General features: G+C 71.1%; 28 protein-coding genes. 7 read left to right on the forward strand and 21 right to left on the reverse strand.

From position 1 onward, the window contains the following. The first annotated feature begins 47 nt into the window (after window positions 1-47). Window positions 48-356, forward strand: coding sequence for a hypothetical protein (locus JKJ07_RS40900; RefSeq protein ID WP_202997407.1), 309 nt, complete (start codon window positions 48-50; stop codon window positions 354-356). 6 nt (window positions 357-362) lie between these two features. Here JKJ07_RS40900 and JKJ07_RS40905 read toward each other — a convergent pair whose 3' ends face one another. Continuing rightward, the gene (locus JKJ07_RS40905) at window positions 363-752 is read right to left on the reverse strand and encodes a hypothetical protein (RefSeq protein ID WP_184954232.1); all 390 of its coding nucleotides are present in this window, start codon (window positions 750-752) and stop codon (window positions 363-365) included. 51 nt (window positions 753-803) lie between these two features. After that, window positions 804-1,223 (reverse strand): PaaI family thioesterase, encoded by a 420-nt coding sequence (locus tag JKJ07_RS40910; RefSeq protein WP_202997408.1) that lies wholly within the window; start codon window positions 1,221-1,223, stop codon window positions 804-806. Between the two features lie 93 nt (window positions 1,224-1,316). Between JKJ07_RS40910 and JKJ07_RS40915 the strand changes: the two genes are divergently transcribed. After that, window positions 1,317-1,565 (forward strand): hypothetical protein, encoded by a 249-nt coding sequence (locus JKJ07_RS40915; RefSeq protein WP_202997409.1) that lies wholly within the window; start codon window positions 1,317-1,319, stop codon window positions 1,563-1,565. 7 nt (window positions 1,566-1,572) lie between these two features. Here the strand turns inward: JKJ07_RS40915 and JKJ07_RS40920 are convergent, their stop codons facing one another. The 4 genes from JKJ07_RS40920 to JKJ07_RS40935 form a co-directional block, all read right to left on the reverse strand. Then, complete coding sequence (locus tag JKJ07_RS40920) at window positions 1,573-2,823, reverse strand: PrsW family intramembrane metalloprotease (RefSeq protein ID WP_307834670.1); 1,251 nt, start codon at window positions 2,821-2,823, stop codon at window positions 1,573-1,575. Next, on the reverse strand, window positions 2,820-3,371 hold the full coding sequence (locus tag JKJ07_RS40925) for a hypothetical protein (RefSeq protein WP_202997410.1): 552 nt from the start codon (window positions 3,369-3,371) through the stop codon (window positions 2,820-2,822). The genes JKJ07_RS40920 and JKJ07_RS40925 overlap by 4 nt, the downstream gene beginning before the upstream one ends. 72 nt (window positions 3,372-3,443) lie before the next feature. After that, window positions 3,444-4,010: an RNA 2'-phosphotransferase gene (locus JKJ07_RS40930; protein WP_202997411.1), complete on the reverse strand. Its 567-nt coding sequence runs from the start codon at window positions 4,008-4,010 to the stop codon at window positions 3,444-3,446. Next, complete coding sequence (locus tag JKJ07_RS40935; RefSeq protein WP_202997412.1) at window positions 4,007-4,783, reverse strand: class I SAM-dependent methyltransferase; 777 nt, start codon at window positions 4,781-4,783, stop codon at window positions 4,007-4,009. The genes JKJ07_RS40930 and JKJ07_RS40935 overlap by 4 nt, the downstream gene beginning before the upstream one ends. An 18-nt stretch (window positions 4,784-4,801) precedes the next feature. Between JKJ07_RS40935 and JKJ07_RS40940 the strand changes: the two genes are divergently transcribed. Then, complete coding sequence (locus tag JKJ07_RS40940) at window positions 4,802-5,179, forward strand: PPOX class F420-dependent oxidoreductase (protein WP_202997413.1); 378 nt, start codon at window positions 4,802-4,804, stop codon at window positions 5,177-5,179. 92 nt (window positions 5,180-5,271) lie between these two features. Here the strand turns inward: JKJ07_RS40940 and JKJ07_RS40945 are convergent, their stop codons facing one another. Both JKJ07_RS40945 and JKJ07_RS40950 read right to left on the reverse strand, forming a co-directional pair. Continuing rightward, window positions 5,272-5,481, reverse strand: coding sequence for a BldC family transcriptional regulator (locus JKJ07_RS40945; protein WP_014687221.1), 210 nt, complete (start codon window positions 5,479-5,481; stop codon window positions 5,272-5,274). 282 nt (window positions 5,482-5,763) lie between these two features. Further along, the gene (locus JKJ07_RS40950; protein WP_202997414.1) at window positions 5,764-6,603 is read right to left on the reverse strand and encodes a DUF8083 family protein; all 840 of its coding nucleotides are present in this window, start codon (window positions 6,601-6,603) and stop codon (window positions 5,764-5,766) included. 154 nt (window positions 6,604-6,757) lie between these two features. Between JKJ07_RS40950 and JKJ07_RS40955 the strand changes: the two genes are divergently transcribed. Then, a complete protein-coding gene (locus tag JKJ07_RS40955) occupies window positions 6,758-7,837 on the forward strand; it encodes a Glu/Leu/Phe/Val family dehydrogenase (RefSeq protein WP_202997415.1) in 1,080 nt (359 codons plus the stop codon). 243 nt (window positions 7,838-8,080) lie between these two features. Continuing rightward, window positions 8,081-8,293, forward strand: a complete 213-nt coding sequence (locus JKJ07_RS40960) for a DUF3073 domain-containing protein (protein ID WP_133873684.1) — start codon at window positions 8,081-8,083, stop codon at window positions 8,291-8,293. Window positions 8,294-8,421: 128 nt separating this feature from the next. On the opposite strand, the gene amcA is transcribed toward JKJ07_RS40960, so the two are convergent. The 5 genes from amcA to JKJ07_RS40985 all read right to left on the reverse strand — a co-directional run bounded on the left by amcA (window position 8,422) and on the right by JKJ07_RS40985 (window position 13,102). Further along, window positions 8,422-8,646, reverse strand: coding sequence for a multiple cyclophane-containing RiPP AmcA (gene amcA / locus JKJ07_RS40965; protein WP_202997416.1), 225 nt, complete (start codon window positions 8,644-8,646; stop codon window positions 8,422-8,424). Beyond that, window positions 8,615-9,718 (reverse strand): cyclophane-forming radical SAM peptide maturase AmcB, encoded by a 1,104-nt coding sequence (amcB, locus tag JKJ07_RS40970; RefSeq protein ID WP_202997536.1) that lies wholly within the window; start codon window positions 9,716-9,718, stop codon window positions 8,615-8,617. The genes amcA and amcB overlap by 32 nt, the downstream gene beginning before the upstream one ends. A gap of 155 nt (window positions 9,719-9,873) precedes the next feature. Further along, window positions 9,874-11,025, reverse strand: a complete 1,152-nt coding sequence (purM, locus tag JKJ07_RS40975) for a phosphoribosylformylglycinamidine cyclo-ligase (protein WP_202997417.1) — start codon at window positions 11,023-11,025, stop codon at window positions 9,874-9,876. A gap of 34 nt (window positions 11,026-11,059) precedes the next feature. Then, window positions 11,060-12,619: an amidophosphoribosyltransferase gene (gene purF / locus JKJ07_RS40980; protein WP_202997418.1), complete on the reverse strand. Its 1,560-nt coding sequence runs from the start codon at window positions 12,617-12,619 to the stop codon at window positions 11,060-11,062. A 108-nt stretch (window positions 12,620-12,727) separates the two neighbouring features. Then, on the reverse strand, window positions 12,728-13,102 hold the full coding sequence (locus JKJ07_RS40985) for a sterol carrier family protein (RefSeq protein WP_307834671.1): 375 nt from the start codon (window positions 13,100-13,102) through the stop codon (window positions 12,728-12,730). Between the two features lie 160 nt (window positions 13,103-13,262). On the opposite strand from JKJ07_RS40985, the gene JKJ07_RS40990 reads away from it, so the two are divergent. Then, window positions 13,263-15,194 (forward strand): carboxypeptidase-like regulatory domain-containing protein, encoded by a 1,932-nt coding sequence (locus tag JKJ07_RS40990; RefSeq protein ID WP_202997419.1) that lies wholly within the window; start codon window positions 13,263-13,265, stop codon window positions 15,192-15,194. A gap of 58 nt (window positions 15,195-15,252) precedes the next feature. Here the strand turns inward: JKJ07_RS40990 and purL are convergent, their stop codons facing one another. The 6 genes from purL to JKJ07_RS41020 all read right to left on the reverse strand — a co-directional run bounded on the left by purL (window position 15,253) and on the right by JKJ07_RS41020 (window position 22,361). Continuing rightward, window positions 15,253-17,829, reverse strand: a complete 2,577-nt coding sequence (gene purL, locus JKJ07_RS40995; RefSeq protein ID WP_236030769.1) for a phosphoribosylformylglycinamidine synthase subunit PurL — start codon at window positions 17,827-17,829, stop codon at window positions 15,253-15,255. After that, a complete protein-coding gene (gene purQ, locus JKJ07_RS41000) occupies window positions 17,829-18,536 on the reverse strand; it encodes a phosphoribosylformylglycinamidine synthase subunit PurQ (protein WP_202997538.1) in 708 nt (235 codons plus the stop codon). The genes purL and purQ overlap by 1 nt, the downstream gene beginning before the upstream one ends. Beyond that, window positions 18,533-18,790 (reverse strand): phosphoribosylformylglycinamidine synthase subunit PurS, encoded by a 258-nt coding sequence (gene purS / locus JKJ07_RS41005; RefSeq protein WP_202997420.1) that lies wholly within the window; start codon window positions 18,788-18,790, stop codon window positions 18,533-18,535. Before purS ends, purQ begins: the two co-directional genes overlap by 4 nt. A 325-nt stretch (window positions 18,791-19,115) precedes the next feature. Then, the gene (purB, locus tag JKJ07_RS41010; RefSeq protein ID WP_202997421.1) at window positions 19,116-20,537 is read right to left on the reverse strand and encodes an adenylosuccinate lyase; all 1,422 of its coding nucleotides are present in this window, start codon (window positions 20,535-20,537) and stop codon (window positions 19,116-19,118) included. Next, entirely contained in the window at window positions 20,534-21,832 is a 1,299-nt protein-coding gene (locus tag JKJ07_RS41015) for an MFS transporter (RefSeq protein ID WP_202997422.1), read from the reverse strand. Before JKJ07_RS41015 ends, purB begins: the two co-directional genes overlap by 4 nt. After that, on the reverse strand, window positions 21,822-22,361 hold the full coding sequence (locus JKJ07_RS41020; RefSeq protein ID WP_236030770.1) for an ArsR/SmtB family transcription factor: 540 nt from the start codon (window positions 22,359-22,361) through the stop codon (window positions 21,822-21,824). Before JKJ07_RS41020 ends, JKJ07_RS41015 begins: the two co-directional genes overlap by 11 nt. A gap of 132 nt (window positions 22,362-22,493) precedes the next feature. Here JKJ07_RS41020 and JKJ07_RS41025 point away from each other — a divergent pair, with 132 nt between their 5' ends. Then, the gene (locus JKJ07_RS41025) at window positions 22,494-22,946 is read left to right on the forward strand and encodes an SCP2 sterol-binding domain-containing protein (RefSeq protein WP_202997423.1); all 453 of its coding nucleotides are present in this window, start codon (window positions 22,494-22,496) and stop codon (window positions 22,944-22,946) included. Between the two features lie 35 nt (window positions 22,947-22,981). Here JKJ07_RS41025 and JKJ07_RS41030 read toward each other — a convergent pair whose 3' ends face one another. Together JKJ07_RS41030 and JKJ07_RS41035 are read right to left on the reverse strand one after the other, a co-directional pair. Further along, window positions 22,982-23,617 carry a response regulator gene (locus tag JKJ07_RS41030; protein WP_202997424.1) on the reverse strand — a complete coding sequence of 212 codons (636 nt, stop codon included), beginning with the start codon at window positions 23,615-23,617 and terminating at the stop codon, window positions 22,982-22,984. Then, window positions 23,614-24,711: a sensor histidine kinase gene (locus JKJ07_RS41035; RefSeq protein ID WP_202997425.1), complete on the reverse strand. Its 1,098-nt coding sequence runs from the start codon at window positions 24,709-24,711 to the stop codon at window positions 23,614-23,616. The genes JKJ07_RS41030 and JKJ07_RS41035 overlap by 4 nt, the downstream gene beginning before the upstream one ends. Between the last annotated feature and the right edge of the window lie 133 nt (window positions 24,712-24,844).

Here is a 24,844-nt window from a genome sequence, read left to right on the forward strand (position 1 = left end):
CCAGGTCGATGAAGAGGCGAGAAGGACAGCGGGTCAAGGAGGACAGCGTGCTGACTTTCACCAACGCGGCCGAACAGGCGGCCTGGACCATGGCCGAGGCGCTCAGCGAGAAGGCTTTCGTCGCCATGAAGCATGCCGAGGAGGCGCAGGAGGCGTTCCGCAACGGCCGGATGGCGATGCGCCGCCAGTTCAAGGCCCGCGGCCTCTCCGAGATCGACGCCGCGATCCGCTGGAAGAGCACGTCGCAGGCGCAGGCGGCGCTGGCCGATCACGAGTTCTACATGCAGGAGGCCTCGATGTACAACGAGGCGGCGACCGCGCAGTACGCGAAGGCGCTCTATCTCAAAGGGCGCTGAAGGCGGTCAGGCGGCACGGTGGCGCAGGGTGGCCACCGTCGAGCCGGCCAGCGCGAGCAGGCAGTCGGGCAGCTGCCCGTCGGCGATCGCCGCGCCGAACAGCGCCTCGGCGGTCGCGATGTCGCTGTTGGCGTAGGCGCTGATGAAGCGGGCGACCCAGCGCTTGTCGTACCGCGCGTCGTCGATGCCGGGGAAGTCGAGCGTCCACGCGCCGCCCGAGGGCACCTGGCCGACCATCGTGGCGGCGAGGCACCAGGCGACGTCGTAGGCCCCGACGATGCCCGAGCGGTCGACCACCGAGTCGAACGTGCCGACCACCGCGTCACTGTCGCCGCTCAGCGCACTCTGAAGCACGAGTGCCGCGTCGTCGATAGCGTGCTGTGGTACCTCGGTCACGTGAAAGAAGGTACGTGGAGTGGTCAAGGTTCGCGCGGTGGGAGCGGAAATCTAAGCCCCACGGAGCAGGCAGGTGATTCGCGCTGTGCAGATCCGCTCGCCGCCGTCGTCGGTGATGACGATCTCGTACGTCGCCATGGTGCGGCCCCGGTGCACCGGAGTGGCGACGCCGGTGACCACGCCGGAGCGGGCCGACTTGTGATGCGTGGCGTTGATGTCGACGCCCACGGCGAACGGCCGGTCGACGCTCTGGCCGTGCATGACCGCCCCGACCGAGCCCAGAGTCTCGGCCAGCACGCAGGAGGCGCCGCCATGAAGCAGCCCGTACGGCTGGGTGTTGCCCTCGACCGGCATGGTGCCCACGACCCGCTCGGCCGAGGCCTCGGTGAGCTGGATGCCCATGCGCGCGCCCAGCGTCCCGCCGCCACCGGTGGTGAAGAGGTCTTGCACACTGTCGGCCGCTATGTCCATTCGATGAACGTTACCGGCGAGGCCCGGCTCGCGGTCCTGTGACTTGGGCCCTACTCTTCCCTGCGACCGTGTTCGCAATGCAGGGAGGCCCGCATGACTGAGCCCCAGGAGACCGTCGAGACGCGTGGCAACGAGCGTGTCGACCTCATCGCGCAAGACTCCAGCGGCGATGGCAAGCCCGACGTCTGGGTGTCCGACACCGACGGCGACGGCAAGCCCGACCTGTTCCAGTTCGACACCGACGGCGACGGCAAGGTCGACATCACGATGGTCGACCTCGACCAGGACGGAAACCCGGACGCGATCGTCGACGGCGACGGCGGCCACCCGCCGGCCGTCTGAGAGCCGATCAGGCCCCGCCGAGGGCGCTCAGCGCGACCCAGAGCACGGCGATCGCCACGGCCGTGGTGGCGATCGTCGAGGCCCGGTGCCGCCACGAGACCGGGCCGGCCACCGCTTCGGCATGCCCGAGCCGGCGCAGCGCCTCGCGCTGGTCGCGCACGGCCGCCTCGGCGGTGGCGATCGACTCGGCGTCGGCCCGGCTGAGCTCCACCGCCAGCCGGGCCTGAGCGCGTTGCAGACGGCGTACGGCGGTGGCCGCCCCGGGAAGCCGCCGCGCCGCCGCCCGCCGGGACGACGAGCCCAAGACCGCCAGCTCCCCCGGGGTGATCAGCGACGGGTCGTCGAGCCGGGCCAGCCGCTCGACGTAGTAGTCGGCCTCCCGGTCCTGGAAGTGCCGGACCAGCAGCAGGATCAGCAGCAGCGGCGGCAGCCCCTTGATCAGCAGGACGCCGAGCAGCGCGAGCGCGCCGTTGCCGAGCCCGTCGATCAGCAGCGGCGAGTTCCAGAGCACGTGGAAGGCCCACGCCCCCAGCACGGCCAGCGCCGCCACCCCGGCCCGATGCGCGCGGCCACGTTCCCGGCTGACCACCAGATAGCCGATGCCCGCCCCGGCCAGCGCGCCGAACAGCGTGTGACTCCAGATGCCGGCCAGGAAGCCGCGCAGCAGGAACGTCGCGATCACCGGCTGCACCTGGTCGCCCTGCCCGGCCAGCGCGACCGCGCCGACGGCGAAGACGATGTCCTCGGCGATCTGGAACCCGAGGCCGACCATCGCGCCGTAGACGACCCCGTCGAGCACGCTGTTGACCTGCGCTCGGGCGATCAGCACGACGGCCACCACGCCGAGGGTCTTGGCGATCTCCTCGACGGTGGGCCCGGCCAGTGCGGCGCCCCAGCCGGCGGCCAGCTGCGGCGAGCCCAGCTTGGCCATCAGGTTCTCGAGCGCGACGCCGCCGGGGATCGAGACGGTGGTGGCCACCAGCCCGCCCCACGCGAACGCGACCACGAGCAGCTCGGCCGGTTCGCGCTCGAGGAAGTCGAGTTCCGAGACGAACAGCCAGAACGGCACGGCGAGCAGCGCGAACAGCAGGATCGAGAGCGTCGTGGCCTTCGGATACGCCGCGAAGAAATGCCCGGTCATCTGCGCCATCCGCAGACCGCCGGCGGCCAGCAACGTCAGGACCACCCAAAAGGCCGGCACCCGTACGAGGGTGGAGACGCGCGCGCTCCTCGCGGGGCGCACCACCGAGGTCGTCACCGCTGTCCGCCCGACTGCCGGAGCGTACGGGTGCTCGCCTCGATCTGGGGCAGGGTGCGACCCAGATCCAGGTCGTTGCCGCTGATCGTCACCTCGATGGTGTGACCGTCGGCGACGAAGACCGCGTAGCGCCCGCCCCGGCCCGGCGCCGTGTAGCCGCCCTGCAGCCCGGCCAGCCCGCCCGCCGTGCTCACCTCGAGCTGGGCGCCGGTGACCTGATAGCCGGTCGTGTCGACGATCCGTTTGCGCAGCCGCTCGGCCGCGGCGCCGAGGTCGCCGTCGAAGGGCCGCACGACGATCGCGTATTTGACCGGGCCCAGCCGGAACAGCACCGTGCCGTCGTCGTCGGCGGGCCGGGTGCCGGTCACGTCGAGGGCCGCCCCGGCCGGGGGCACGACCGTCACCCCGGCGCCGATCAGGTAGGGCTCGTCGCTGCGGATCGCGCGTTCGGCGGGCAGCGACCGGTCGATCGCCGGCAGCCCGAAGGCCAGCCCGGCGAGGGTGGCGGCGACACCGAGCGCACCCAGCAGGTTTGTCAGCCTCGCCATGCCCCAACGCTAACGGCGAGGAGGTGACGTCGTGACGTTCGGCCATTGTGGAGTACGGATCAACCAGCAGGTTTACTGATTTGTCGGTTCTAGCGCGAGATACCGTTCGGGAACGGCGGATGTCAGCCACACCCCGTTCGCGCTGCGATGGAAGACGTGCCCGGCCGCGGCCAGCTCGCCCGCGGCCACCCGCAGCACCACCACGTCGGCCGACCGGCGGCGCCCCACCAGCAGCGCGGTCGGCACGTCGCGGGACAGGTGCACGTGGTGCCGGCTGCGCGGCCGCAGGCCCTCGCGCAGGATCGCGTCGAGGTTGGCGGCGGGCGTGCCGTGGAACAGCACGGCCGGGGGCTCGGCGGGCGGCAGGTCCAGGTCGACCTCCACCCGCCGGGAGTGCCCCTGGCTGGCCCGGATCCACTCGGCCCCGTCGTCGCGGCGGGCGATGGCGAAGCGGGCCTTGTCGTTGTGCTCGACGATGGCGTCGAGCTCGGCCCGGCTGATCCGCAGCGCGGCGAGCAGCTCGCCGACCGGCACCCAGCCGTTGGCATCCAGCCGCAGCCCGGCCGACTCCGGCCGATGCCGCAGCACCAGGGCGATGCGCCGGCTCGTCCGCACCTGGTCGCGGCTCAGCCCGCTCACCCCGCCAGCTCCAGCACGGCGAGGTAGTAGGGCCGGTCCTCGTCGTCGATCGCCTTGAGCCGCCAGCGAGTGCCGGCGACCAGCTCCTCCAGCTCGGCGGGCGAGCAGTTGAGATAGTCGAACCACTCGGTGGCGAGCCGCCGATAGCGCAGCCGCAGCCGCAGCTGCCCGCCGAGCCGGCCGCGCTCCCGGTTGCGCTGGTGATAGGCGACGTGCACCGGATCGGTCGTGCCGTAGGGATCGGTGCCCTGCGCGATCAGGCGGGCGCCGGGATTGGCCAGCCGGGCCAGCGCGTCCAGCAGCACCGGGCCGCGGTCGAGGCTCTCGAGCAGGCCGAGGTTGTTGCCGAGCAGCAGGAACGTGTCGTAGCGAGCGCTGGCGACGGCGTACGCGTCGACGGTGTTGAGCACGGTGTCGCGCAGGCCGCGTTTGCGGGCGACCTCGATCGCTCCCGCGGAGGTGTCGAGGCCGGTCACCGCCATGCCCCGGCGTTGCAGCTCGACCGCCGTACGGCCCGCGCCGACGCCGATGTCGAGCACGTGCCCGCGGACGAGGCGCAGCGCCCGGTGGTCGAAGGGGCGCCAGTCGGCCGGCTCCTCGAGGTAGTGGCCGGCCGGTGCGCCGTTGATCAGTCCGTCGTCCCGCTCGATCACCTCGATGACCGGGCGGGGCCAGCGCCCACCGGCCAGCGGGCGTGGTCCGACCCCCGTGTGCACCGCGTACGCGTCCTTGATCATTTCGCCGAACACGTCGCCGACGGCTGGTTCTTCCATGACCACTACCCTTGGCTCATGCCGACGCTGGAGCAACTCGGTTCCGAGAAGTACGTCTCCCTGACGACCTATCGCAAGGACGGAACGCCGGTGCCCACGGCGGTCTGGGTGTTGCCCGCCGGCGCCGGAGTGGCGATCTGGACGGTCACCGACACCTGGAAGGTGAAGCGGGCCCGCAACAACCCCAAAGTCACCGTGGCGGCCTGCGACGTGCGCGGCAATGTGCGGGGCGAGGCCGTCGAGGGCCGGGCCCGCATCGGCGACGCGGCCGAGCGCGACCACTTCGCCGGGGTGCTGGGCCGGAAATACCGGATGCTCGGGATCCTCGGCACGCTGCGCTACAAGCTGCTGGGCCAGCGCGACCGGATCACCGTGATCGTCGTCGACCCGGTCTGAGGCCGGGCCGGAAAACTCCTCCGGACACGAAGAAGGGGCGATCGTCTTCCCCGACGCTCGCCCCTAGCAACGATCTCGCGAATCGACTGAGGTCAGTCGCCCTGACGCTGCGTGGGAATCTGTCCCTGCAGCAGGGCGCGAACCTCCGACTCCCGGTAACGACGGTGGCCGCCCAGAGTGCGGATCGCACTCAGCTTGCCAGCCTTCGCCCACCGGGTGACGGTCTTCGGGTCGACACGGAACATCGACGCCACCTCGGCCGGCGTTAGTAGCGGCTCAGGATCGTGCGTACGCGATGCCATCGGTCACTCCTCCACAGGTACCTATAGACAACGGCCGGGGTCCCGCCGGCCGGTGCGTCTCTCATGGTCCGGCTAGTCCCCGATGTCCGACATGGGCCGAACGGACGAAGGTCCCCAGATAGACGGATGAAGCATGCCCGATTTTTGCGTGTTTTCTACGCCAGATAGTGTCTCGTTTAGTCCGATTATCACGCTTCGGCGATCGCCGATTACGAAGAGTATTCGCCTCGGGAGCGCTCCCAGCGGTGGCGAAAACCGCCCTTCTGTCCGCATCTTCGCAGCTCAGTTGCACCGCTCCAGCAACTGGACGGCCCGCCAGCGATCGACCAGCTTCTCGTAGACGGCGGAGGCGTCGTCGGCGTCGCCGCGCGAGAGTGCCGAAAGCCCGGCCGCCACCAGTCCGGGTGAATCGTCACCAGCGAGAACGTCATCCGGGAGGAGGTTGACGAGGCCGCCGTAGTCAAGCTCGACGATCGAGCGCGGGTGGAACTCCTCGAGCCACCGGGTGCCTTCCTCGACCGCCTCGGTGATCGGGGCGTCGCCCAGCGACTTGCGCAGCACGGCGACGCCGCGGTGCGCCCGCCGACGGGCCTTGGAGATCTCCGTGCGGTAACGCAGCGTGCGCCGACCGGCCGTCAGGTCGATCTCGCGCTCCTCCAGATCGACGAAGACGAACCAGCGCAGCGGCACACCCCAGGTGGCGATCTGCTCGTGCACCCGGGGCACCCCGTGCTCGAGCACCTTGGCCCCGCTGCGCCAGTCCTCCACGATGGCCTTGGCCTGGCCGGCCAGCACCGGGGGCACGAAGGCGTCGGCCAGCACGCTGGGCACGCCGTCGCGCGCGTTGAGGGCCGCCTCGGCCACCCGCAGGCGCAGGTTCCACGGGCAGATCAGCAGCGAGTCGGCCCACTGCAGCACGTACGCCTCGTCGGGCAGGTCGGGCAGCCGGGTCCAGCCGGCGCCGAGCGCCTCGAGCACGGCCGTGCGCTGCCGGACCGGACCCTCCACCGGGCCCAGGGCGCGGCCCTCGCGAGCGTATTTACGCCAGAAAACCTGACGGTCGCGGTCGAAGGCGGTCAGTGGTTCGTAAACCCTCAGGTACGACGCGAACAGTGACGGCACGGCGCGATCCTTTCACGAAATCGGCCGGGTGGAACTTCCCGCGCGGACGTAATCACGCCACAGGACACCCGACTAGGCTCGCTTTGTCCGGCACACCCCCCGCCGGCGCAGGGCGCCCCACGAGGGCCTCGACAAAAGGATCAGGAGAACAGCCATGGGCGTGTTCGACACCGAAGGCACCGACGCCAGCGGTCACGAACAGGTCGTCTTCTGCCAGGACAGGCAGACCGGCCTCAAGGCGATCATCGGGATCTACTCCACGGCCCTCGGGCCCGCACTCGGCGGCACCCGCTTCTATCCGTACGAGAGTGAGGACGCGGCCCTGGCCGACGTGTTGAAGCTCTCCCGCGGCATGGCGTACAAGAACGCCCTGGCCGGTCTCGACCTCGGCGGCGGCAAGGCCGTGATCTGGGGCGACCCGGCCCGCGCGAAGTCCGAGGGGCTGCTCCGGGCGTACGGGCGCTTCGTCGAGTCGCTGCACGGGCGCTACTACACCGCGTGCGACGTCGGCACCTATGTCCCCGACATGGACGTGATCGCCCGCGAGACCCGCTACGCCACCGGCCGCAGTGTCGAGCACGGCGGCGCCGGCGATTCCTCGATCCTCACCGCGTGGGGCGTCTTCCAGGGCATGCGGGCCGCCGCCGAGCACACGTGGGGCCGCCCCACGCTGGCCGGCCGCACGGTGGGCATCGCGGGCCTCGGCAAGGTCGGCAAGTACCTCGCCGGCCACCTCATCTCCGACGGCGCCACGGTGCTCGCCACCGACGTCAACGAGGCCGCCCTGAGCTGGGCCCGCACCACGTACCCGCAGATCGAGCTGGTCGCCGACACGCAGGCGCTGATCACCTCCGACCTCGACGTCTACGCCCCCTGCGCCCTGGGCGGCGCGCTCGACGACGACACCGTGCCGCTGCTGCGGGCCAAGGTCGTCACCGGCGGCGCCAACAACCAGCTCGCGCACCCCGGCATCGAGAAGACGCTGGCCGAGCGGGGCATCCTCTACACGCCGGACTACCTGGTCAACGCGGGCGGCGTGATCCAGGTGGCCGACGAGATCGAGGGCTTCAACTTCGAGCGGGCCAAGCTGCGGGCCACCGGCATCTTCGACACGACCCGCCGGATCCTGCAGATGGCGGACAGCGATTCAGTGGCGCCCGCCGTGGCCGCCGATCGGCTCGCCGAGCAGCGCATGGCCGAGGTCGGCCGGCTGCGTTCGATCTATTTGAGCTGAGTGAACCTCGTATGAACGGTCTCCTTCTCCGACCCGAACGGTGGGCCCGGGGGCAGGAAAAGAGAGCGGTTTAGTGCCTGCCGCGCGTTCCGGGGCGGAAAACCGCGACGCGCGGCAGTGTCACACGCAACCCGAGGTGCCGAAGACGGCATCGTCCATGTACCGTAAGACCCACGAGAGATGCCTGACGTCATCGGGGCCCGCCTTCGGGCTGCCCCGAATTCTGTGCGAGGGGGTCGAGCCATGGGGCGCGGCCGTGCTAAGGCCAAGCAGACGAAGGTGGCCCGGGAGTTGAAGTATCACTCCCCGAACACCGACCTCACCGCCTTGCAGCGCGAACTGGCGGGAACACGCCAGTCCGACCGTCACTTCGACGACGACAACGATGAGTTCGTCGACGATGACGAGGATGACGCTGACGACGACCAGGATTCCTGGTCGCCGACAAGGCGCTGACCCGTACCGCACAGAGCACGCGGCTCTCCGCGTGCTCCCGTGTGTGTCGGATCAGAAATCCCTACGGTTCAACTGAAGCCCACGCGGGCTAACCCTCGCGTGGGCTTCGAACCTGGTTCCGGCCGTTCTTACCGCGGCCGGTTGTTCCAGTTGTAGAACGTCGGGATGTTCTCGAAGTGGTTCCAGGCGCACACCGCCGAACCCTCCTCCGCCGTGCTCTCCGCGCGGGCCCGCCGGGCCTCCTCCGCCGCCTCGATGAGCGCGGCCAGCCCGTCCCGGGTGTCGTGCACCCGTGCCGTCACCGGATCTGTCCCCAGGTCTTCAGACGGCCGAGGGCTCGTGATCTCGGGCATGGTCCAGCACTCCCTCCAGTAGGCGAATCTTGCTGTTCCGGCAGTGGTCCGTCTCGGTGGTGTCGAACCGGCCCTGCTCGAAGTAGCGGTTGGCCGCGTGGGCGCCACCGCAGAAGCCGAAATACGGGCAGGTGGCGCGGCACGACTCCACGCCGCGCAGGAACTCGCCGATCCACGGTGTCGACGCGGCATCTGACAAGATCTCGCTGAGCGGCCGGGTCAGCACGTTCCCGCTGGTGAAGTCGCCGTAGCGCGGATCCGAGAAGCCGGCCAGCTCGGGCGAGAGCAGCACCACCGAGCCGTCGTACGCGATCGTCGGGATCGGGTCGAGCCGCCGGGGCAGCAGCGCGTCGGCCGTGCCGTCGAGCACCGCGGCCGCGTAGCGCAGCGTCCACTCGACCTCACGCAGGTGGATGCGGGGGTCGGCCCGCCAGGCGGTCACCAGCTCGGCCCAGAACGCCCGTACGTCGGCCGCGTCGTGGGCGTTGGCGCGGGTGTTGACGCCCTCCTGCTCCTCGACGTTGATGCCCAGCACGTCGCAGCCCAGCCCGAGGAAGTAGTCGTAGAGCTCGGTGGCCGCCCCGGGCCGCGGGTCGCCGACCACGCACAGGGCGGAGAACGGGATGTCGTGCCGGCGCAGGGCCTCGATGCCGCGCACGATCCGGTCGTACGCGGGCCGGCCGCCCCGGGTCACCCGGTCGCCGTTGCGCTGCTCGGGGCCGTCGACGCTGACACTGACGCGCATGTCGTGGGCCCGGAAGAACTCGCACCAGGCGTCGTCGATGAGCGTGGCGTTGGTCTGCACGTGATGCTCGACGGCCGACCCGAACGGCTCCAGCAGGGCGGCCAGATGCTCGCGCCCGGCCGCCAGGGGCTCGCCGCCGTGCCAGACGACCGAGAAGCGGCCCGCGCTCGCCCAGCCCTCGACCGAGGCGGCCACGGCCCGGGCCACCTCGACCGGCATGCGCTTGTCGGTAGCGCGGAACGGCAGATAGCAGTAGGCACAGTCGAGGTTGCAGAGCGTGGTGGGCTGCATGACGACATAGGTCGGGACGGGCGCGATGCCCCGCATCCCGCTCCAGGCGTGCGCCACTGATCTACCCCCGTCCTCGGTCGGAAAGCGTGGAGAACTCACGTCAGAGGCTAGGCTCTGCGGTCCAGCCGAGTAAACGAATGATCCGCATGTGCCAGATATCGACACACGCGGATCATTTGGGCAGCATGAGCTCAGCCTCGGGTGTATTGCCCCATCATCTGCACCTCGCCGGTGCCGTCGATGACCTCGCCGACCTGCCACGCCTCGACGCCGCGGCCGGTGAGATAGGCCATCGCACGGTCGGCGTCGTCGGACGAGACGATCGCGAACATGCCGACGCCCATGTTGAAGGTGGCTTCCATCTCGCTGTCCTCGATCCGGCCCTTGGCCTGGATGAGGTCGAAGATGGGCTGCGGGCGCCAGGTCGAGCGGTCGACCACCGCGTCGGCGTTGCCGGGCAGGATGCGGTTGAGGTTGCCGGGGATGCCGCCACCGGTCACGTGCGAGAACGCGCGGACGTCGGTCTCCTCGATCAGGCCCAGGCAGTCCTTGGCATAGATCTTGGTGGGGGTGAGCAGCTCCTCGCCCAGGGTGCGCTGGCTGCCGAAGTCGTCGACCACCGAGTCGAGGCGCATGCGGCCGGCGCCGAGCAGCACGTGACGCACGAGCGAGTAGCCGTTGGAGTGCAGACCCGAGGACCGCATGGCGATCACCGCGTCGCCGATCTCGACCCGCTCGCTGCTGAGGATCTCGCTCTCCTCGACCACGCCGACGCCGGTCGCGGACACGTCGTACTCGTCGGGGCGCAGCACGCCGGGGTGCTCGGCGGTCTCGCCGCCCAGCAGGGCGCAGCCCGCATATCGGCAGCCGTCGGCGATGCCGGCCCCGATCTCGGCCACCTTGTCCGGCACGACCTCGCCGCAGGCGATGTAGTCGAGCAGGAAGAGCGGCTCGGCGCCACAGGCGACCAGGTCGTCGACGACCATGGCGACCAGGTCGATGCCGATCGTGTCGTGGATGTCGAGCTGCTGGGCGATCACCAGCTTGGTGCCGACGCCGTCGGTCGACGAGGCCAGGATCGGGCTCTTGTATTTCGCCGTGTTCAGCTTGAACAGGCCCGAGAAGCCGCCCAGGTCGCCCATGACCTCGGGCCGGGTGGTCTTCTTGACCTTCGACTTGAGCAGCTCGACGGCCCGGTCACCGGCCTCGATCGAGACGCCCGCGTCCGCGTACGTCGCCGTACGCTTGCGCATCCCGCGGCCGGCGCCGGCCGTCCAGGGCTGGCGGTCGGCGCCCTCAGCGCCGTTGGACCCGGCACCGTTGCGCTCGGACACGTGCGTCACGCTTCTCCCCTTAGAGGTGTTTCGTTCGTCAAGATCACGCGCCGCCGCCCTGGCCGGCCAGCTCGCGCACGTCGTACTCGGTCTCGAGCTCGGCCACCGCTGCGGTCGCCGCCTCGTCGGACGCCGACGGCATGGAGGCGCGCTTGCCGACCCCCTCGAGCAGGTGCTTGCCGATCAGGTTGCCGGCCGGCAGCTCGATCGGATAGTGCCCGTCGAAGCACGCCATGCACAGGCGGGTCTTCGGCTGCTCGGTCGCCGAGACGAGACCGTCCAGGGAAACATAACCCAGGGAGTCGGCTCCGATCGAGCGGCGGATGCCCTCGTTGTCGAGCCCGTTGGCCAGCAGCTCGGCCCGGGTGGCGAAGTCGATGCCGTAGAAGCAGGGCCACTTGACCGGCGGCGACGAGATGCGCACGTGCACCTCGAGCGCCCCGGCCTCGCGCAGCATGCGCACCAGGGCCCGCTGGGTGTTGCCGCGGACGATCGAGTCGTCCACCACGACCAGGCGCTTGCCCCGCACGACCTCGCGCAGCGGGTTGAGCTTGAGCCGGATGCCGAGCTGCCGGATCGTCTGCGACGGCTGGATGAAGGTGCGGCCGACGTACGCGTTCTTGGTCAGGCCGGCGCTGAAGGTGATGCCGGATTCCTCGGCGTAGCCGATCGCGGCCGGGGTGCCCGACTCGGGGACCGGGATGACCAGGTCGGCCTCGACGGGGTGCTCACGGGCCAGCACGCGGCCGATCTCGACGCGGGCCGAATACATGTTGCGGCCGGCGATCGTCGTGTCGGGGCGGGCCAGGTAGACGTACTCGAAGAGGCAGCCCTTGGGCTCGGGCGCGGCGAACCGGGTGGACCGCAGGCCGTGCTCGTCGACCGCCAGCATCTCGCCCGGCTCGACCTCGCGGACGAAGCTGGCACCGACGATGTCGAGGGCGGCGGTCTCGCTGGCGACCACCCAGCCCCGCTCCATGCGGCCGAGCACCAGCGGCCGTACGCCCTGGGGGTCGCGGGCGGCGTAGAGGGTGCTCTCGTCCATGAAGACGAAGCTGAACGCGCCCCGCAGCGTCGGCAGCACCTCGAGCGCGGCGGCCTCGACCGACAGGTCGGGGCGGCTGGCCAGCAGCGTGGTGACCAGCGAGGTGTCGGAGGTGGCACTGTCGGCCTCGAGGCCGCGCTCGGCGACCTGACGGGCCAGCTCGGCCGTGTTGACCAGGTTGCCGTTGTGGGCCAGGGCGATCGTCGTGCCGGCTGTGGTGGCCCGGATCGTCGGCTGGGCGTTCTCCCAGTTCGAGCCGCCGGTGGTGGAGTAGCGCGTGTGGCCGATCGCGAGGTGGCCCTGCAGGCTGGCCAGGGTGGGCTCGTCGAAGACCTGCGACACGAGGCCGAGATCCTTGTAGACCACCACGCCCGAACCGTCACTCACCGCAATACCGGCGGCCTCCTGGCCACGGTGCTGCAGAGCGAAGAGCCCGAAGTAGGTGAGTTTGGCGACCTCTTCCTGGGGGGCCCAGACGCCGAAGACGCCGCAGGCATCCTGGGGGCCACGCTCCTGGGGGTCGAGATCGTCGGTCAACCGGCCGTCGCCTCGGGGCACTGTTGCTCCCTCATGCTGATCTGCTGTGTAACGTGCTGGACCGCTCCGACCGACCAGTGTACGCGAGCCGGCGGGTGGCGGCTCGGGCTCGACCAGCGGGCGGCCGGCCTACTTGCCCGGCTCCTCCCCGGTGAGCGGAAGGTATTCGGTCAGGTCGGTGCGGATGCCGCTCGCCCGGAGGCGACCGTCACTCAGCGCATCGGCCCAGCTCACACGCTCCGTGGCGACGAGCACCCAGGTGAGCGGGTCCGCTTCGACCACATTGGGCGGTGTGCCGCGGGTGTGCCTGGGACCAGGAACACACTGAATCGCACCGAAAGGCGGAATCCGGACCTCCACCGATCGGCCGGGCGCCTTCCGGGACAGCTCCGCCAGCAGCGCTCGCACAGCGTCACGCAGCACTGATCTCTCGGGTTCGACGCCTCGATCCAGCGCGTCCAACGCTTGCTTCACGGACTCGGATTTATTGTGCGCAGGGGACACGTCGGGACGATACGACTCGCTTCAGCGAGATTGGTACGCGGCCCTGGGTCGCGCGATGGACGTGTGACAAGGCATAGTGGCCGACGGTGTTTTTAGTCGCGGGATGTAACCGGCACTGAAGAGGGAGCCGGGCAACCGTGCGACCGGAAGGCGGTGGAAGGTGAGAACGCACCTACGGACCCGGGCGGCCCAGGCCGGTGCGTTACTGGCGGTGGTCGTGGGCGTCGTGTTCGCCGCGCCCACGCTGGCGTTCGCCAGCCCGCCGGACGTGCAGATCACCGACCTTCAGACCGAGGTCCAGGCCGGGGCCAGCGTCGAGATGAAGTTCCGCGTCGCCGACACCAATGACAACGGTGGCCGGCGCGCCTCCGCGGTCATTCAGGTCAACGGCGGCGGCATGAGCTGCAACGGCGACTGCCAGCGCGTCTCCGAGGTCGGCAACGACGGACGTGACTTCTCCGTCCAGCTGACCGCGCCGAACATCAACGCCGGCGAGACCCGGCGGGTCACGGTGACGATCAGCGCCTCGATCAACAACGAGCAGAACCGGGCGAGCCAGCAGATCACGATCATCGGCCCGGACCGGCCCGAGGCCGTCCGGCAGATCTCCGGCCGGATCAAGGACCAGGACGGCAAGGCCGTCGCGGGCGCGCTGGTCGGCATGCAGGACAGCACCAGCCGCAAGTTCCAGACCACGTCGGACGGCTCCGGTCAGTATTCGTTCCGCTCCTCCGACAACAACCCGATCGCGCCCGGCACGATCTCGATCGGCGCCGGCAAGGACGGCTTCGAGGACGCCACGGTGCAGCGGCAGGCCCAGGCCGGCCAGAGTGTGGTCGTCGCGCTGACGCTGAAGGCGAAGGCGGTGGCCACCACGCCGCCGACGACCGCGCCGACCGCGACCGCCAGCTCCGTGCCGACCAGCGACGTGAGCGAGGAAGCGACCCCCGACACGGTCGCGACCACCGACCCCGCGACCAACCAGGCCGCCGCCGAGGATGAGGGCGGCTCGATGCTCTTCATCATCATCGGCGTCCTGCTCGTCGCGGCCGGCATCGGCGCGATCGTGCTGGTGGTGCTGCGCCGCCGCAACAGCGACAAGGGTGACGACGACGACCCGAGCATCCTCGCCGGCGCCGGTGGGGTCGTCCCGCCTAGCCGGGGCGGCTTCAACGACGCCACCCGGGTGGGGGCGCCGGTCGGTGGTGGCCGGGCCAACGACGCGACCATGATCGCCCCGCGGTCGGGTGCGCCGTCGATGGCCGACGCGCCGACGGTGCTGCAGCGCCCGGTGCCCGCCGAGGACGAGTTCCCCGACCCGTACGGCGCTCCGATGCCGCAGGGCGGCGGTTTCGCCGGCGCCGCGGCCGGTGGGTGGAACGACCAGGGCAACAGCCAGCAGTACGGCGGGGGCGGGACCCAGCAGTACGGCGGGGGCACGCAGCAATACGGCGGCGGCACGCAGCAGTACGGGGGCGGCCAGCAGTACGGCGAGTCCACTCAGTACGGCCGGCCCCAGGACAACAACGACGGTTACGCTCCGCAGGGCGGGCAGGGTGGCGGTTACGGCGCGTACAGCGAGGCCACCGGCATGTACCGTCCCGAGGGCGGCGCCGACGACGGCGGCTACGGCGGGTACGACCAGGGCCAGCAGTACGGCACTCAGCAGTACGGCGGGTCGCAGGGCGGCTACGACCAGGGCGGCGGCTACCAGTCCGGCGGTTACGGACAGGAACAAGCCGACCAGGGCGGCTACGGACAGTGGGGTGCCCCCGGCGACGGCCTCGACAACAACGGCTACGGCCCCCAGGGCGGCGGTGCTTACGGCGGCGGCCAGCAGGGCGGTGGCGGTCAGCAGTACGGCGGCGGTCAGCAGGGTGGTGGCGGCCAGCAGTACGGCGGCTACGACGACGGCGGCTATCAGGGCGACCAGCGCGGCGGCTATGACGGCGGCTACGACCAGCAGGGCGGCTACCAGGGCGACCAGGGTGGCTACGACGACCAGCAGCAGCCGCGGCGTGGCGGTGGCACGTACGGCGGGCAGCCGCGGCAGGACACGCCCGGCCCGCGACGGGGCAACCACGACTACTGAGCAGACATGAAAGAGCCGGCCAGCGGAAACGCTGGCCGGCTCTTTTGCTTACCGGGGGTCAGGCGGTCGGGGCGTCGCCGTTCGGGGACGGCTCCTTGACCTCGGCCACGGAGGCGGCGGGGATGCCGTCCGCCTCGACCGGGGCCGCCGACTCCATCGCCGCGCCGGACGCCGCGGCGACCAGCACCTCGTCACCGCGGTCGGGGCTGGCGGGCGCCGTCGGGTCGGCCGCGTGCTCCGGGTCGCCGTGCCGGTTGGCCAGCTCGGCCACGCCGCCGAACAGCGCCGGCAGGGTCGCCTCGTAGGCCGTGCGGGCCTCGTCGAGCGGCAGGGTGAACTGGTCGCGCACGTCGAGCACCGCCTCGGCCGAGGTGGCGCCGAGCGCGGCGCAGGGCACGCCGTACTCCGCGGCGAGGGCCACGAACGCCTTGTCGTGCCCGCGCGGCACCGCGACCAGCGCGCGGCCGGCCGACTCGCTGAACAGGTGGACGAACGCGGACTGCCCGTCGTCGGGCAGCGCGACCTTGGCCCCCACGTTGCGGCGCAGGCAGCTCTCGACCAGGGCCTGCGCGAGGCCGCCGTCGGAGAGGTCGTGCGCGGCGCTGACATGACCGGACTGCGACGCGCGGGCCATCAGCATGGCCAGTCGGCGCTCGGCCTCGAGGTCGACCTTCGGCGGGCGCCCGCCCAGGTGGCCGTGGGTGACCCAGGCCCACTCGGAGCCGGAGAGCTCGCAGGAGGTCTCGCCGAGCAGGAAGATCAGGTCACCCTCGCCGGTGGCGGCCGGGAAGCCCATCGGGATGCGCCGGGCGACGTCGTCGAAGACGCCCAGCACGCCGACCACCGGGGTGGGGTGGATCGCGGCGGCGCCGGTCTGGTTGTAGAAGCTGACGTTGCCACCGGTCACCGGGGTGCCCAGCTGCTGGCAGCCGTCGGCCAGGCCGCGCACGGCCTCGGCGAACTGCCACATCACGGCCGGGTCCTCGGGGGAGCCGAAGTTGAGGCAGTCGGTCACGGCGACCGGCTCGGCCCCGGTGACCCCGACGTTCCGATACGCCTCGGCCAGCGCGAGCTTGGCCCCCTCGTACGGGTCGAGGCGGGCGAAGCGGCCGTTGCCGTCGACCGACAGCGCCACGCCGAGGCCGGTGTTCTCGTCGATGCGCAGCACACCCGAGTCTTCCGGCTGGGCCAGCACGGTGTTGCCGAGCACGTAGCGGTCGTACTGCTCGGTCACCCACGACTTGTCGCACAGGTTCGGCGAGGCGATCATGCGCAGCACCGTCTCGCGCAGCTCGTCACCGGTCGACGGGCGGGGCAACGTCTCGGCCTTGTCGGCCTGAAGCAGTATCAAGTCGGCCGGCTCCCGGATCGGCCGGGCGTAGACCGGGCCGTCGTCGGCGAGCGAGCCCGGGGGCACGTCCACCACGACGTGGTCGTTCCAGGTGATCACCAGGCGGCCGGGCGAGCCGTCGTCGCCGGCCGGGGTGACCTCGCCGATCGCGGTGGCCCAGACGCCCCACTTCTCGGCGACGGCCAGCACGCGCTCGAGATTCTCCGGCGTGACGATCAGGAGCATGCGCTCCTGCGACTCGCTGGCCAGGATCTCGGTGGGCGACATGGACGCCTCACGCAGCGGCACCCGCTCGAGCCAGACCCGCATGCCGGTGCCGGCCGCGGCCGCGGTCTCGGTGAGCGCGCAGGTCAGGCCGGCGCCGCCGAGGTCCTGGATGCCGGCGACGAGGCCGGCGTCGTAGAGCTCGAGGCAGCTCTCGATCAGCAGCTTCTCCATGAACGGGTCGCCGACCTGCACCGACGGGCGGCGCTGCTCGGCGCCCTCGTCGAAGGTGGCCGACGCCAGCACGGAGACGCCGCCGATGCCGTCGCGACCCGTACGCGCGCCGAGCAGCACGACGACGTTGCCGACGCCGGCCGCCTCCTTGTGCTGGAGGCGCTCGACCGGCAGCACGCCGATGCTCAGCGCGTTGACCAGCGGGTTGCCCTGGTAGGTCGGGTCGAAGACGATCTCGCCGCCGATGTTGGGCAGGCCCAGGCAGTTGCCGTAGCCACCGATGCCGGCGACCACGCCGGGCAGCACCCGGGCGGTGTCGGGGTGGTCGGCCGCGCCGAAGCGCAGCGGGTCCATCACCGCGATCGGGCGGGCGCCCATGGCCAGGATGTCGCGCACGATGCCGCCGACGCCGGTGGCCGCGCCCTGATAGGGCTCGACGAAGCTCGGGTGGTTGTGCGACTCGACCTTGAAGGTGACCGCCAGGTCGTCGGAGATCTGCACGACGCCCGCGTTCTCGCCGATGCCGGCCAGCATGCGGGTGCCCTGCGGCGCCTTGTCACCGAACTGCCGCAGGTGCACCTTGCTCGACTTGTAGGAGCAGTGCTCGCTCCACATGATCGAATACATCGCCAGCTCGGAGGCGGTGGGGCGGCGGCCGAGGATCTGACGGATCCGGTCGTACTCGTCGTCCTTGAGGCCGAGCTCGGTGTGCGGCTGCAGCTCCTCGGGGGTGCCGCTGGCGCGCTGCACAGTGTCGGGGCCGCCGTCGAACTCGTTGACCAGCACATCGGTCGCGGCAAAGCCCGTCTGCTTCGGCGCGGCGGACGTGTCCGGCTGCGTCGTCATTACTGGTGTCCCCCTGCTTGTGCCCCCGCGGTCGACCCGGCCAGGGCCCGCAGGACGGAGGTGAAGAAGCCGAGGCCGTCGAGCGACGGGCCGGTCAGCTGCTCCACCGCGTGTTCCGGATGCGGCATGATGCCGACGACGTTGCCGGCCTCGTTGGTGATCGCGGCGATGTCGCGCTGCGAACCGTTCGGGTTTCCGCGGATATAGCGCGCGACCACGCGGCCCTCGGCCTCGAGCTGGTCGAGCGTGCGCTCGTCGGCGACGAAGCAGCCCTCGCCGTTCTTCACCGGGATCAGGATCTCCTGACCGCCCGTGAAGTTGTTGGTCCACGCGGTGTCGGTGGACTCGACGCGAAGGAACTGGTCGCGGTTGCGGAAGTGCAGATGCTGGTTGCGGGTGAGCGCGCCGGGAAGCAGGTGCGCCTCGCAGAGGATCTGGAAGCCGTTGCAGATGCCGAGCACCGGCAGCCCGCCGCGGGCCGCGTCGACGATCGTCTCCATCACCGGGGCGAACCGGGCGATCGCGCCGCAGCGCAGGGCATCGCCGTAGGAGAAGCCGCCGGGGAGCACCACGGCGTCGACGCCGTGCAGGTCGGGATCGCCGTGCCAGAGACGGACGACGTCGGCGCCGGCGATGCGCGCGGCGCGGGCCGCGTCCCCGTCGTCCAGCGAACCCGGGAAGGTGACCACACCGATGCGCATGCTCAGACGACCTCCGCCGAAGCGTCCTCGTGGACGTGGATGGTGAAGTCTTCGATCACCGGGTTGGCGAGCAGCTTGTCAGCGATCTCACGAGCCCGGTCGAGATCGGGCGCGCCCGCGAACTCGATCTCGATCCGCCGGCCGATGCGGACGGACGAGACATCGGTGACGCCGAGCCTGGGCAGCGCATTCGCGACCGCCTGGCCCTGCGGATCGAGGATCTCCGGCTTGAGCATGACGTCGACCACGACGCGAGCCACGGGCACTCCTGACTGATAGGTGTAAGCACGTCGAGCCTACCTTGCGGGCCACGCTAACCGATTCGCGGCCGGTGTCGCGCACGCGACGCGGGGAGGGTGCTGAGCAGCCAACTCCCCGGTGATCTCGGACACCGGCACGAGCAACGGCGGGTCATCACATCGTGATAGGGGCGAACTGGGTTCTAGGCGGGCCCGGGGTGGGCACATAGCGTCGGCTCATCGATCTCCATCGAGACCGTGCGGCGGCCGCCCCGCCGCCGCACGGCACGAGCTCCGCCGGGGCGCGGCGTGACAGTTGTCTCCGCCGTGCCCCAGCGGCACGTGCCTAGAGGATGGGTGCGGGCGCGTATTTCGCGGCCTCGGGGTGCGCGGCCACGATCGTCGCGACCCGGTCGGCGACCGAGCGGACCTGCGACGGCGCGGCGCCCACGAACGCGGCCCGGTCGGCCACCAGGGTGTCGATCTCGGCGCGGCTCAGCTTGAGCCGGCCGTCGGTGGCGAGCCGGTCGAACAGGTCGTTGACCGCGGCGCCCTTTTCCCGCATCGCGAGCGCGACGGCGACGGCGTGCTCCTTGATCACCTCATGCGCGACCTCGCGGCCGACCCCCTTGCGTACGGCGGCCACCAGGATCTTGGTCGTGGCGAGGAACGGCAGGAACCGGTCGAGCTCGCGGGCGATCACCGCGGGGTAGGCGCCGAACTCGTCGAGCACCGTGAGAAACGTCTGGAAGAGCCCGTCGGTGGCGAAGAACGCGTCGGGCAGTGCGACCCGGCGCACGACCGAGCACGAGACGTCACCCTCGTTCCACTGGTCGCCGGCCAGCTCGCCGACCATCGACAGGTAACCGCGGACGATCACGGCCAGGCCGTTGACCCGCTCGGACGAGCGCGTGTTCATCTTGTGCGGCATCGCCGACGAGCCGACCTGGCCCGGCTTGAAGCCCTCGGTCACCAGCTCCTGCCCGACCATCAGGCGGATCGTGGTGGCCAGCGACGACGGGCCGGCGACGATCTGGGCCAGCGCCGAGACGACGTCGAAGTCGAGCGAGCGCGGATAGACCTGGCCGACGCTGCTCAGCACCCGCTCGAAGCCGAGGTGGCCGGCGACCCGCTGCTCGAGCGTGGCCAGCGCCTCGAAGTCGCCGTCGAGCAGGTCGAGCTGGTCGGCGGCGGTGCCGACCGGGCCCTTGATGCCGCGCAGCGGATAGCGCGCGATCAGGTCGTCGAGCCGCTCGTACGCGATGAGCAGTTCCTCCGCGGCCGAGGCGAACCGCTTGCCGAGCGTGGTGGCCTGGGCCGCGACGTTGTGCGAGCGACCGGTCAGCACCAGGTCGGAGTATTCGACGGCGCGCTCGGTGAGCCGGGCCAGCGCGGCGATCACCCGCGCCCGGATCAGCTCGAGCGACGCCTTGACCTGCAGCTGCTCGACATTCTCGGTCAGGTCGCGCGATGTCATTCCCTTGTGGATCTGCTCGAAGCCGGCGAGCGCGCTGAACTCCTCGATGCGGGCCTTGACGTCGTGGCGGGTGACCCGCTCGCGAGCCGCGATCGACTCGAGGTCGACCTGGTCGAGCACCGACTCGTAGGCCTCGACGGCGCCCTCGGGCACGGCCACGCCGAGGTCGCGCTGGGCCTTGAGCACGGCCAGCCAGAGGCGGCGCTCCATGCGGATCTTTTCCTCGGGCGACCACAGGGTCACCAGGTCGTTCGAGGCGTAGCGAGCGGCGAGGACGTTCGGGATGGTCACGCGACCGATTCTTTCACGGCACCGGTTTCGGGCTCCGGCAGCTTGTGCGGCAGGGTGCGCACGTCACGGCTGAGCAACATGACGACAACCGAGACGGCCATCAGCACCCCGGCGCCCACGAGCGTCGGCCGTACGCCGAAGACGTGCGCGATCGGGCCCGCCGCGAGCTCGCCGATCGGCATGGCGACGAACGAGCCGACCATGTCGTACGAGTAGACGCGGGCCAGCTTGTCCTGCGGGATGTGCTCCTGCATCGTCGTCTCCCAGGCGACGCCGAACTGCTCGAGCGTGAGCCCGGCGATCGCCGCGCCGGCCGCCAGCGCCCAGAAGTGCGGGTAGGCGCCGAGCAGAAGAAGCGGCACGGCCATGCCGAACAGGCACACGCAGCCGACCAGCAGCATCCGCTTGAGCCGCAGCCGCATCGCGATCAGCGCGCCGATGATCATGCCGGCGGTCTGCGCGGCCAGCACCACACCCCAGGCCCGGCGCCCGATGGTCTCGTCGGCGACGACCGGGCCGAGCACATAGAGGCCGCCGCTCCAGACGGCGTTGCCCAGCGCGGCGCCCGCCACGACGACCCAGAGCCAGGTGCGGGAGCGGAACTCCGACCATCCCGTACGCAGGTCGGCGAAGACGTTGGGCCGGGCCGGCTCGACCGCCGGGACACCCTCGGCCGGCACCGGGGGCTCGACCGGCGCGGCCGGCCGGGCCACCGTGATCGACCGCAGCGGCAGGAAGAGCAGCGCGGACAGGGCGAACGTCGCGGCGTCGACCGCGATGCCCCACCCCGGGTTGGTGGCGGCGACGACCACGCCGGCCAGCGGGGCCCCGAGGATGGCGGCGGAGTTGAGGCCGAGCCGGTTCATCGCGTTGGCCTGCTGGCGAATGTCGGCCGGCACGGTCTGCGGCAGGATGGACGAGCTGGCCGGGAGCGCGAGCGCGCCCACCATGCCGTTGATCGCGCCGAGCACGATGAGCAGCGGGATCGTCGCCGAGCCGGTCAGCACGAGGACGGCCACCACACCCTGGGTCGCCGCGGCGGCCAGGCTGGCGCTCACCATGAGCACGTGCTTCGGCATGCGGTCGGCGAGCACGCCACCGAAGAGCAGGAACGCGACGTTGACCAGCGTGCGGGCCCCGACCACCAGGCCGAGGTCGGTGGCCGAACCGGTCAGGTCGAGGACGGCGAAGGCGAGCGCGAGCGGAGCGAAGGAGTTGCCGAGCGCGTTGATCGTGCGGCCGGCCAGGAGGAAGCGGAAGGGTCTGTGCCGCAGTGGCGCGAGGTTATCGCTCATCGGGGGACTCCATCTCGAACATCGCGACGGTCGTGCTGGTGCGGATGGTGCCGGGGGTGTGCGCGGGCCGGGCCGCCTCGTGCAGATCGCGCAGGGCCGTGGCGATCGTGCTGTGCAGCTCACGCCACGTCTTCGGGTCGATCCAGAACTCGCCGTCGCCCAGCAGGCCCGGCGCCGGCGGCCCGTCGGCCGCCGACCAGCGGCCGAGGGCCGAGCGCCGGATGAGCTCGTGGCCGAGCGCCGCGTAGAGGGAGCCCTTCTCCTCGGGGGACTGCGGCGGACGGTCCCGGGCGGCGTCGTAGCGGTAACGCTTGGCAACGCCGCCGCGAATTTTCTCCTCGCCGGCCAGCACGATCAGGCCGCCGGAGAGCAGGCTGCGCAGGTGATAGCTGGCGTTGGCGTGGGTGAGGTCGAGCTCGCGGGCCACCTCGGCCGCGGTCATCGAGGCGCCGGTGAGCAGCGCCATGATCTGGAGCCGGATCGGATGCGCCATGGCCCGGAGCGTGGCGCCCTCTTCTCCCAAAGACATGTTGGGGAGTCTATGGGCTCGGCGGGCCTACTGTCCAACACTTATTTGGGAGTGGCACACTGCACGGAGAAGCGGCATTGTCGCTAGGGTTACTGGCGAGTAGGTATTGAGCTCATCCCGAAAGGTCCACCGATGACTGATTTCAACCCGGACGCTCTCTCCTCGATCGGCCCGAAGGAGTTCGCGCAGCTGGTCAAGGCGACGCCGGACTCGAAGCTGGCCGAGGTGATGGCCGGCGACTCGCGCGCCAAGATCCTCGACGAGGTCTTCAACCGCATGCCCACCCTGTTCCGCCCCGAGAAGGCGGGCAGCACCAGCGCGGTCATCCACTGGATCATCACCGGTAGCGCCGGCGGCGGGAGCGACACGTACGAGACGGTGATCGAGAACGGTGCCTGCACGGTCACCAACCAGCCCGTACGGGACCCGAAGCTCGCCATGACCATGGACGCGGTGACGTTCCTCAAGGTCGTCTCGGGCGACGGCAACCCGATGATGCTGTTCATGACCGGCAAGATCAAGGCGAAGGGTGACCTGGGTCTGGCGGCCAACGTGGCCAAGCTCTTCGACATCCCCAAGGCCTGACGCTCGCGGAGGGGGCGCTCACCGGGCGTCCCCTCTCAGAGCAGCCCGTTCTCGCGGGCGTAGAGCGCGGCCTGGGTGCGATCGCGCAGCCCGAGCCGGCTCAGGATGTGCGACACGTGATTCTTGACGGTGCCCTCGCTGACGAAGAGCTGCGCCGCGATCTCGCGATTGGTCGCGCCGCGGGCGATCCGGCTCAGCACCTCGAGCTCCCGGTCGGTGAGGTCGGGCCGCGCAGCCGTGGGTGAAGGACGGTCGAGCGCCGAGGCCAGCCGCCGCAGCACCGACGCGTCATGCTGCCCCACCCCCGCATGAGCCAGCCGTACGGCCTGGGCCAGCTCGCGCGCGGGCAGGTTCTTGAGCAGATAGCCGAGGGCGCCGGCCCGCAGGGCGCTCAGCACGTACTCCTCGTCGTCGAACGTGGTGAGCATCAGCACCCGGCACGAGGGCAGCCGCTCCCGCAGGATCTCGGCCGCCCGTACGCCGTCCAGCACCGGCATCCGCACGTCCATGAGCACCACGTCCGGGGTCGTCTCGGCGGCCAGCTCGACGGCGGCCCGCCCGTCGGCCGCGGTGCCCACGACGACGATGCCGTCCTCCAGCCCGAGCAGCGACGCGATCCCCTCGCGGATCAGGGCCTGATCGTCGACGACCAGAACCCGTACGGTGGTCATGAGCCCACGCTCGCCGTCACCCGCGTGCCCCGGCCCGGCGCCGACTCGATCCGCACCACGCCCCCGAGCGCGGCCAGGCGTTCCCGCATGCCCCGCAGCCCGCCCTCGACGGCCGACTCGACGGCGAATCCCCGGCCGTTGTCGGCCACCTCCACGCTCGCCGGCCCCGGATCGCCGAACCGCACCGCGACCCGCACCACGTCGGCCCCCGCATGCCGGCGGGCGTTGGTCAGCGCCTCCTGCACCACCCGATACAGCGCCTCCAGCCCCGCCCGCGCGTGCCCGGTCTCGCTGCCGGTCGCCTCCACGGCCACTCGGAAGCCGGCGTCGTCGAGCCCGTCGGCCAGCGCGGCGACGGCCGCCACCAGCGAGAACGGCTCGACCCGGAGAGCGCCGACCGATTCGCGGACCTCCTGCAGGGCGCGGGTCGCCGAGGCGCGGGCGTCGGCCACGGCCCGATCGGCCACGGCGGCATCCCGGCTCCGGAACGCCTCGGCCTTCTCCAACTGCACGCTGACCGCGGTCAGGTGATGCCCGACGCTGTCGTGGATGTCGCGGGCCAGCCGGTTGCGCTCGGCCGCCGCGCTCAGCTCGGCGACCTGCCGGTGGGCCAGCTCGAGCTGCGTCCGGGCCCGCCGCTGACCGTCCGCGACCGCCGCCGTGGCCAGGGTGAGCACCAGCCCGACGAAGAACATCAGCAGGTCCGAGACCACCTCGGCGTCGGCCGGCCAGCCCGGCGACAGCGCCGCCTGGGTCGTCGCGGCCAGCAGGCACGCCGCCGCCAGCCCGATCGCGACGCGGCGGCCGAGCGAGAAGTAGGCGAAGAACGGCACCAGGACGAACAGCGCGCGGGCGAAGCTCCCCGGGTCGGCCGCCACGACCGCGACGAGCAGGACGACCCGCGCCGCGAGCAGCACGACCGCCCGCCGCCGGCCGCCCTCGGGGATCCACTCGATCGCCAGCAGCCCGGCCAGCCCGGTCACGAACACGGCGAGCGCGGCCGCCGGCCGGTCCGGGGCCAACCCGGCGGCCGCGAAATAGAGACCGGTCGCGAGCACGGCGAGATAGAGCGCCGAGGCCATCCAGCGGACCATGTCAGTCACGCTAGGGCCGCGCCGCCCGGATGCCTACCGTCCGCGGCGAGGTTTGGCCATTGGTCATGTGCCGGTCGGGGGGCATCGTGGCCGGTCGGCACTGTCGGCCGGAGACGCCGCCCCGGCACGGTGA

Source organism: Paractinoplanes lichenicola (assembly GCF_016785085.1).
GTDB lineage: Bacteria > Actinomycetota > Actinomycetes > Mycobacteriales > Micromonosporaceae > Actinoplanes > Actinoplanes lichenicola.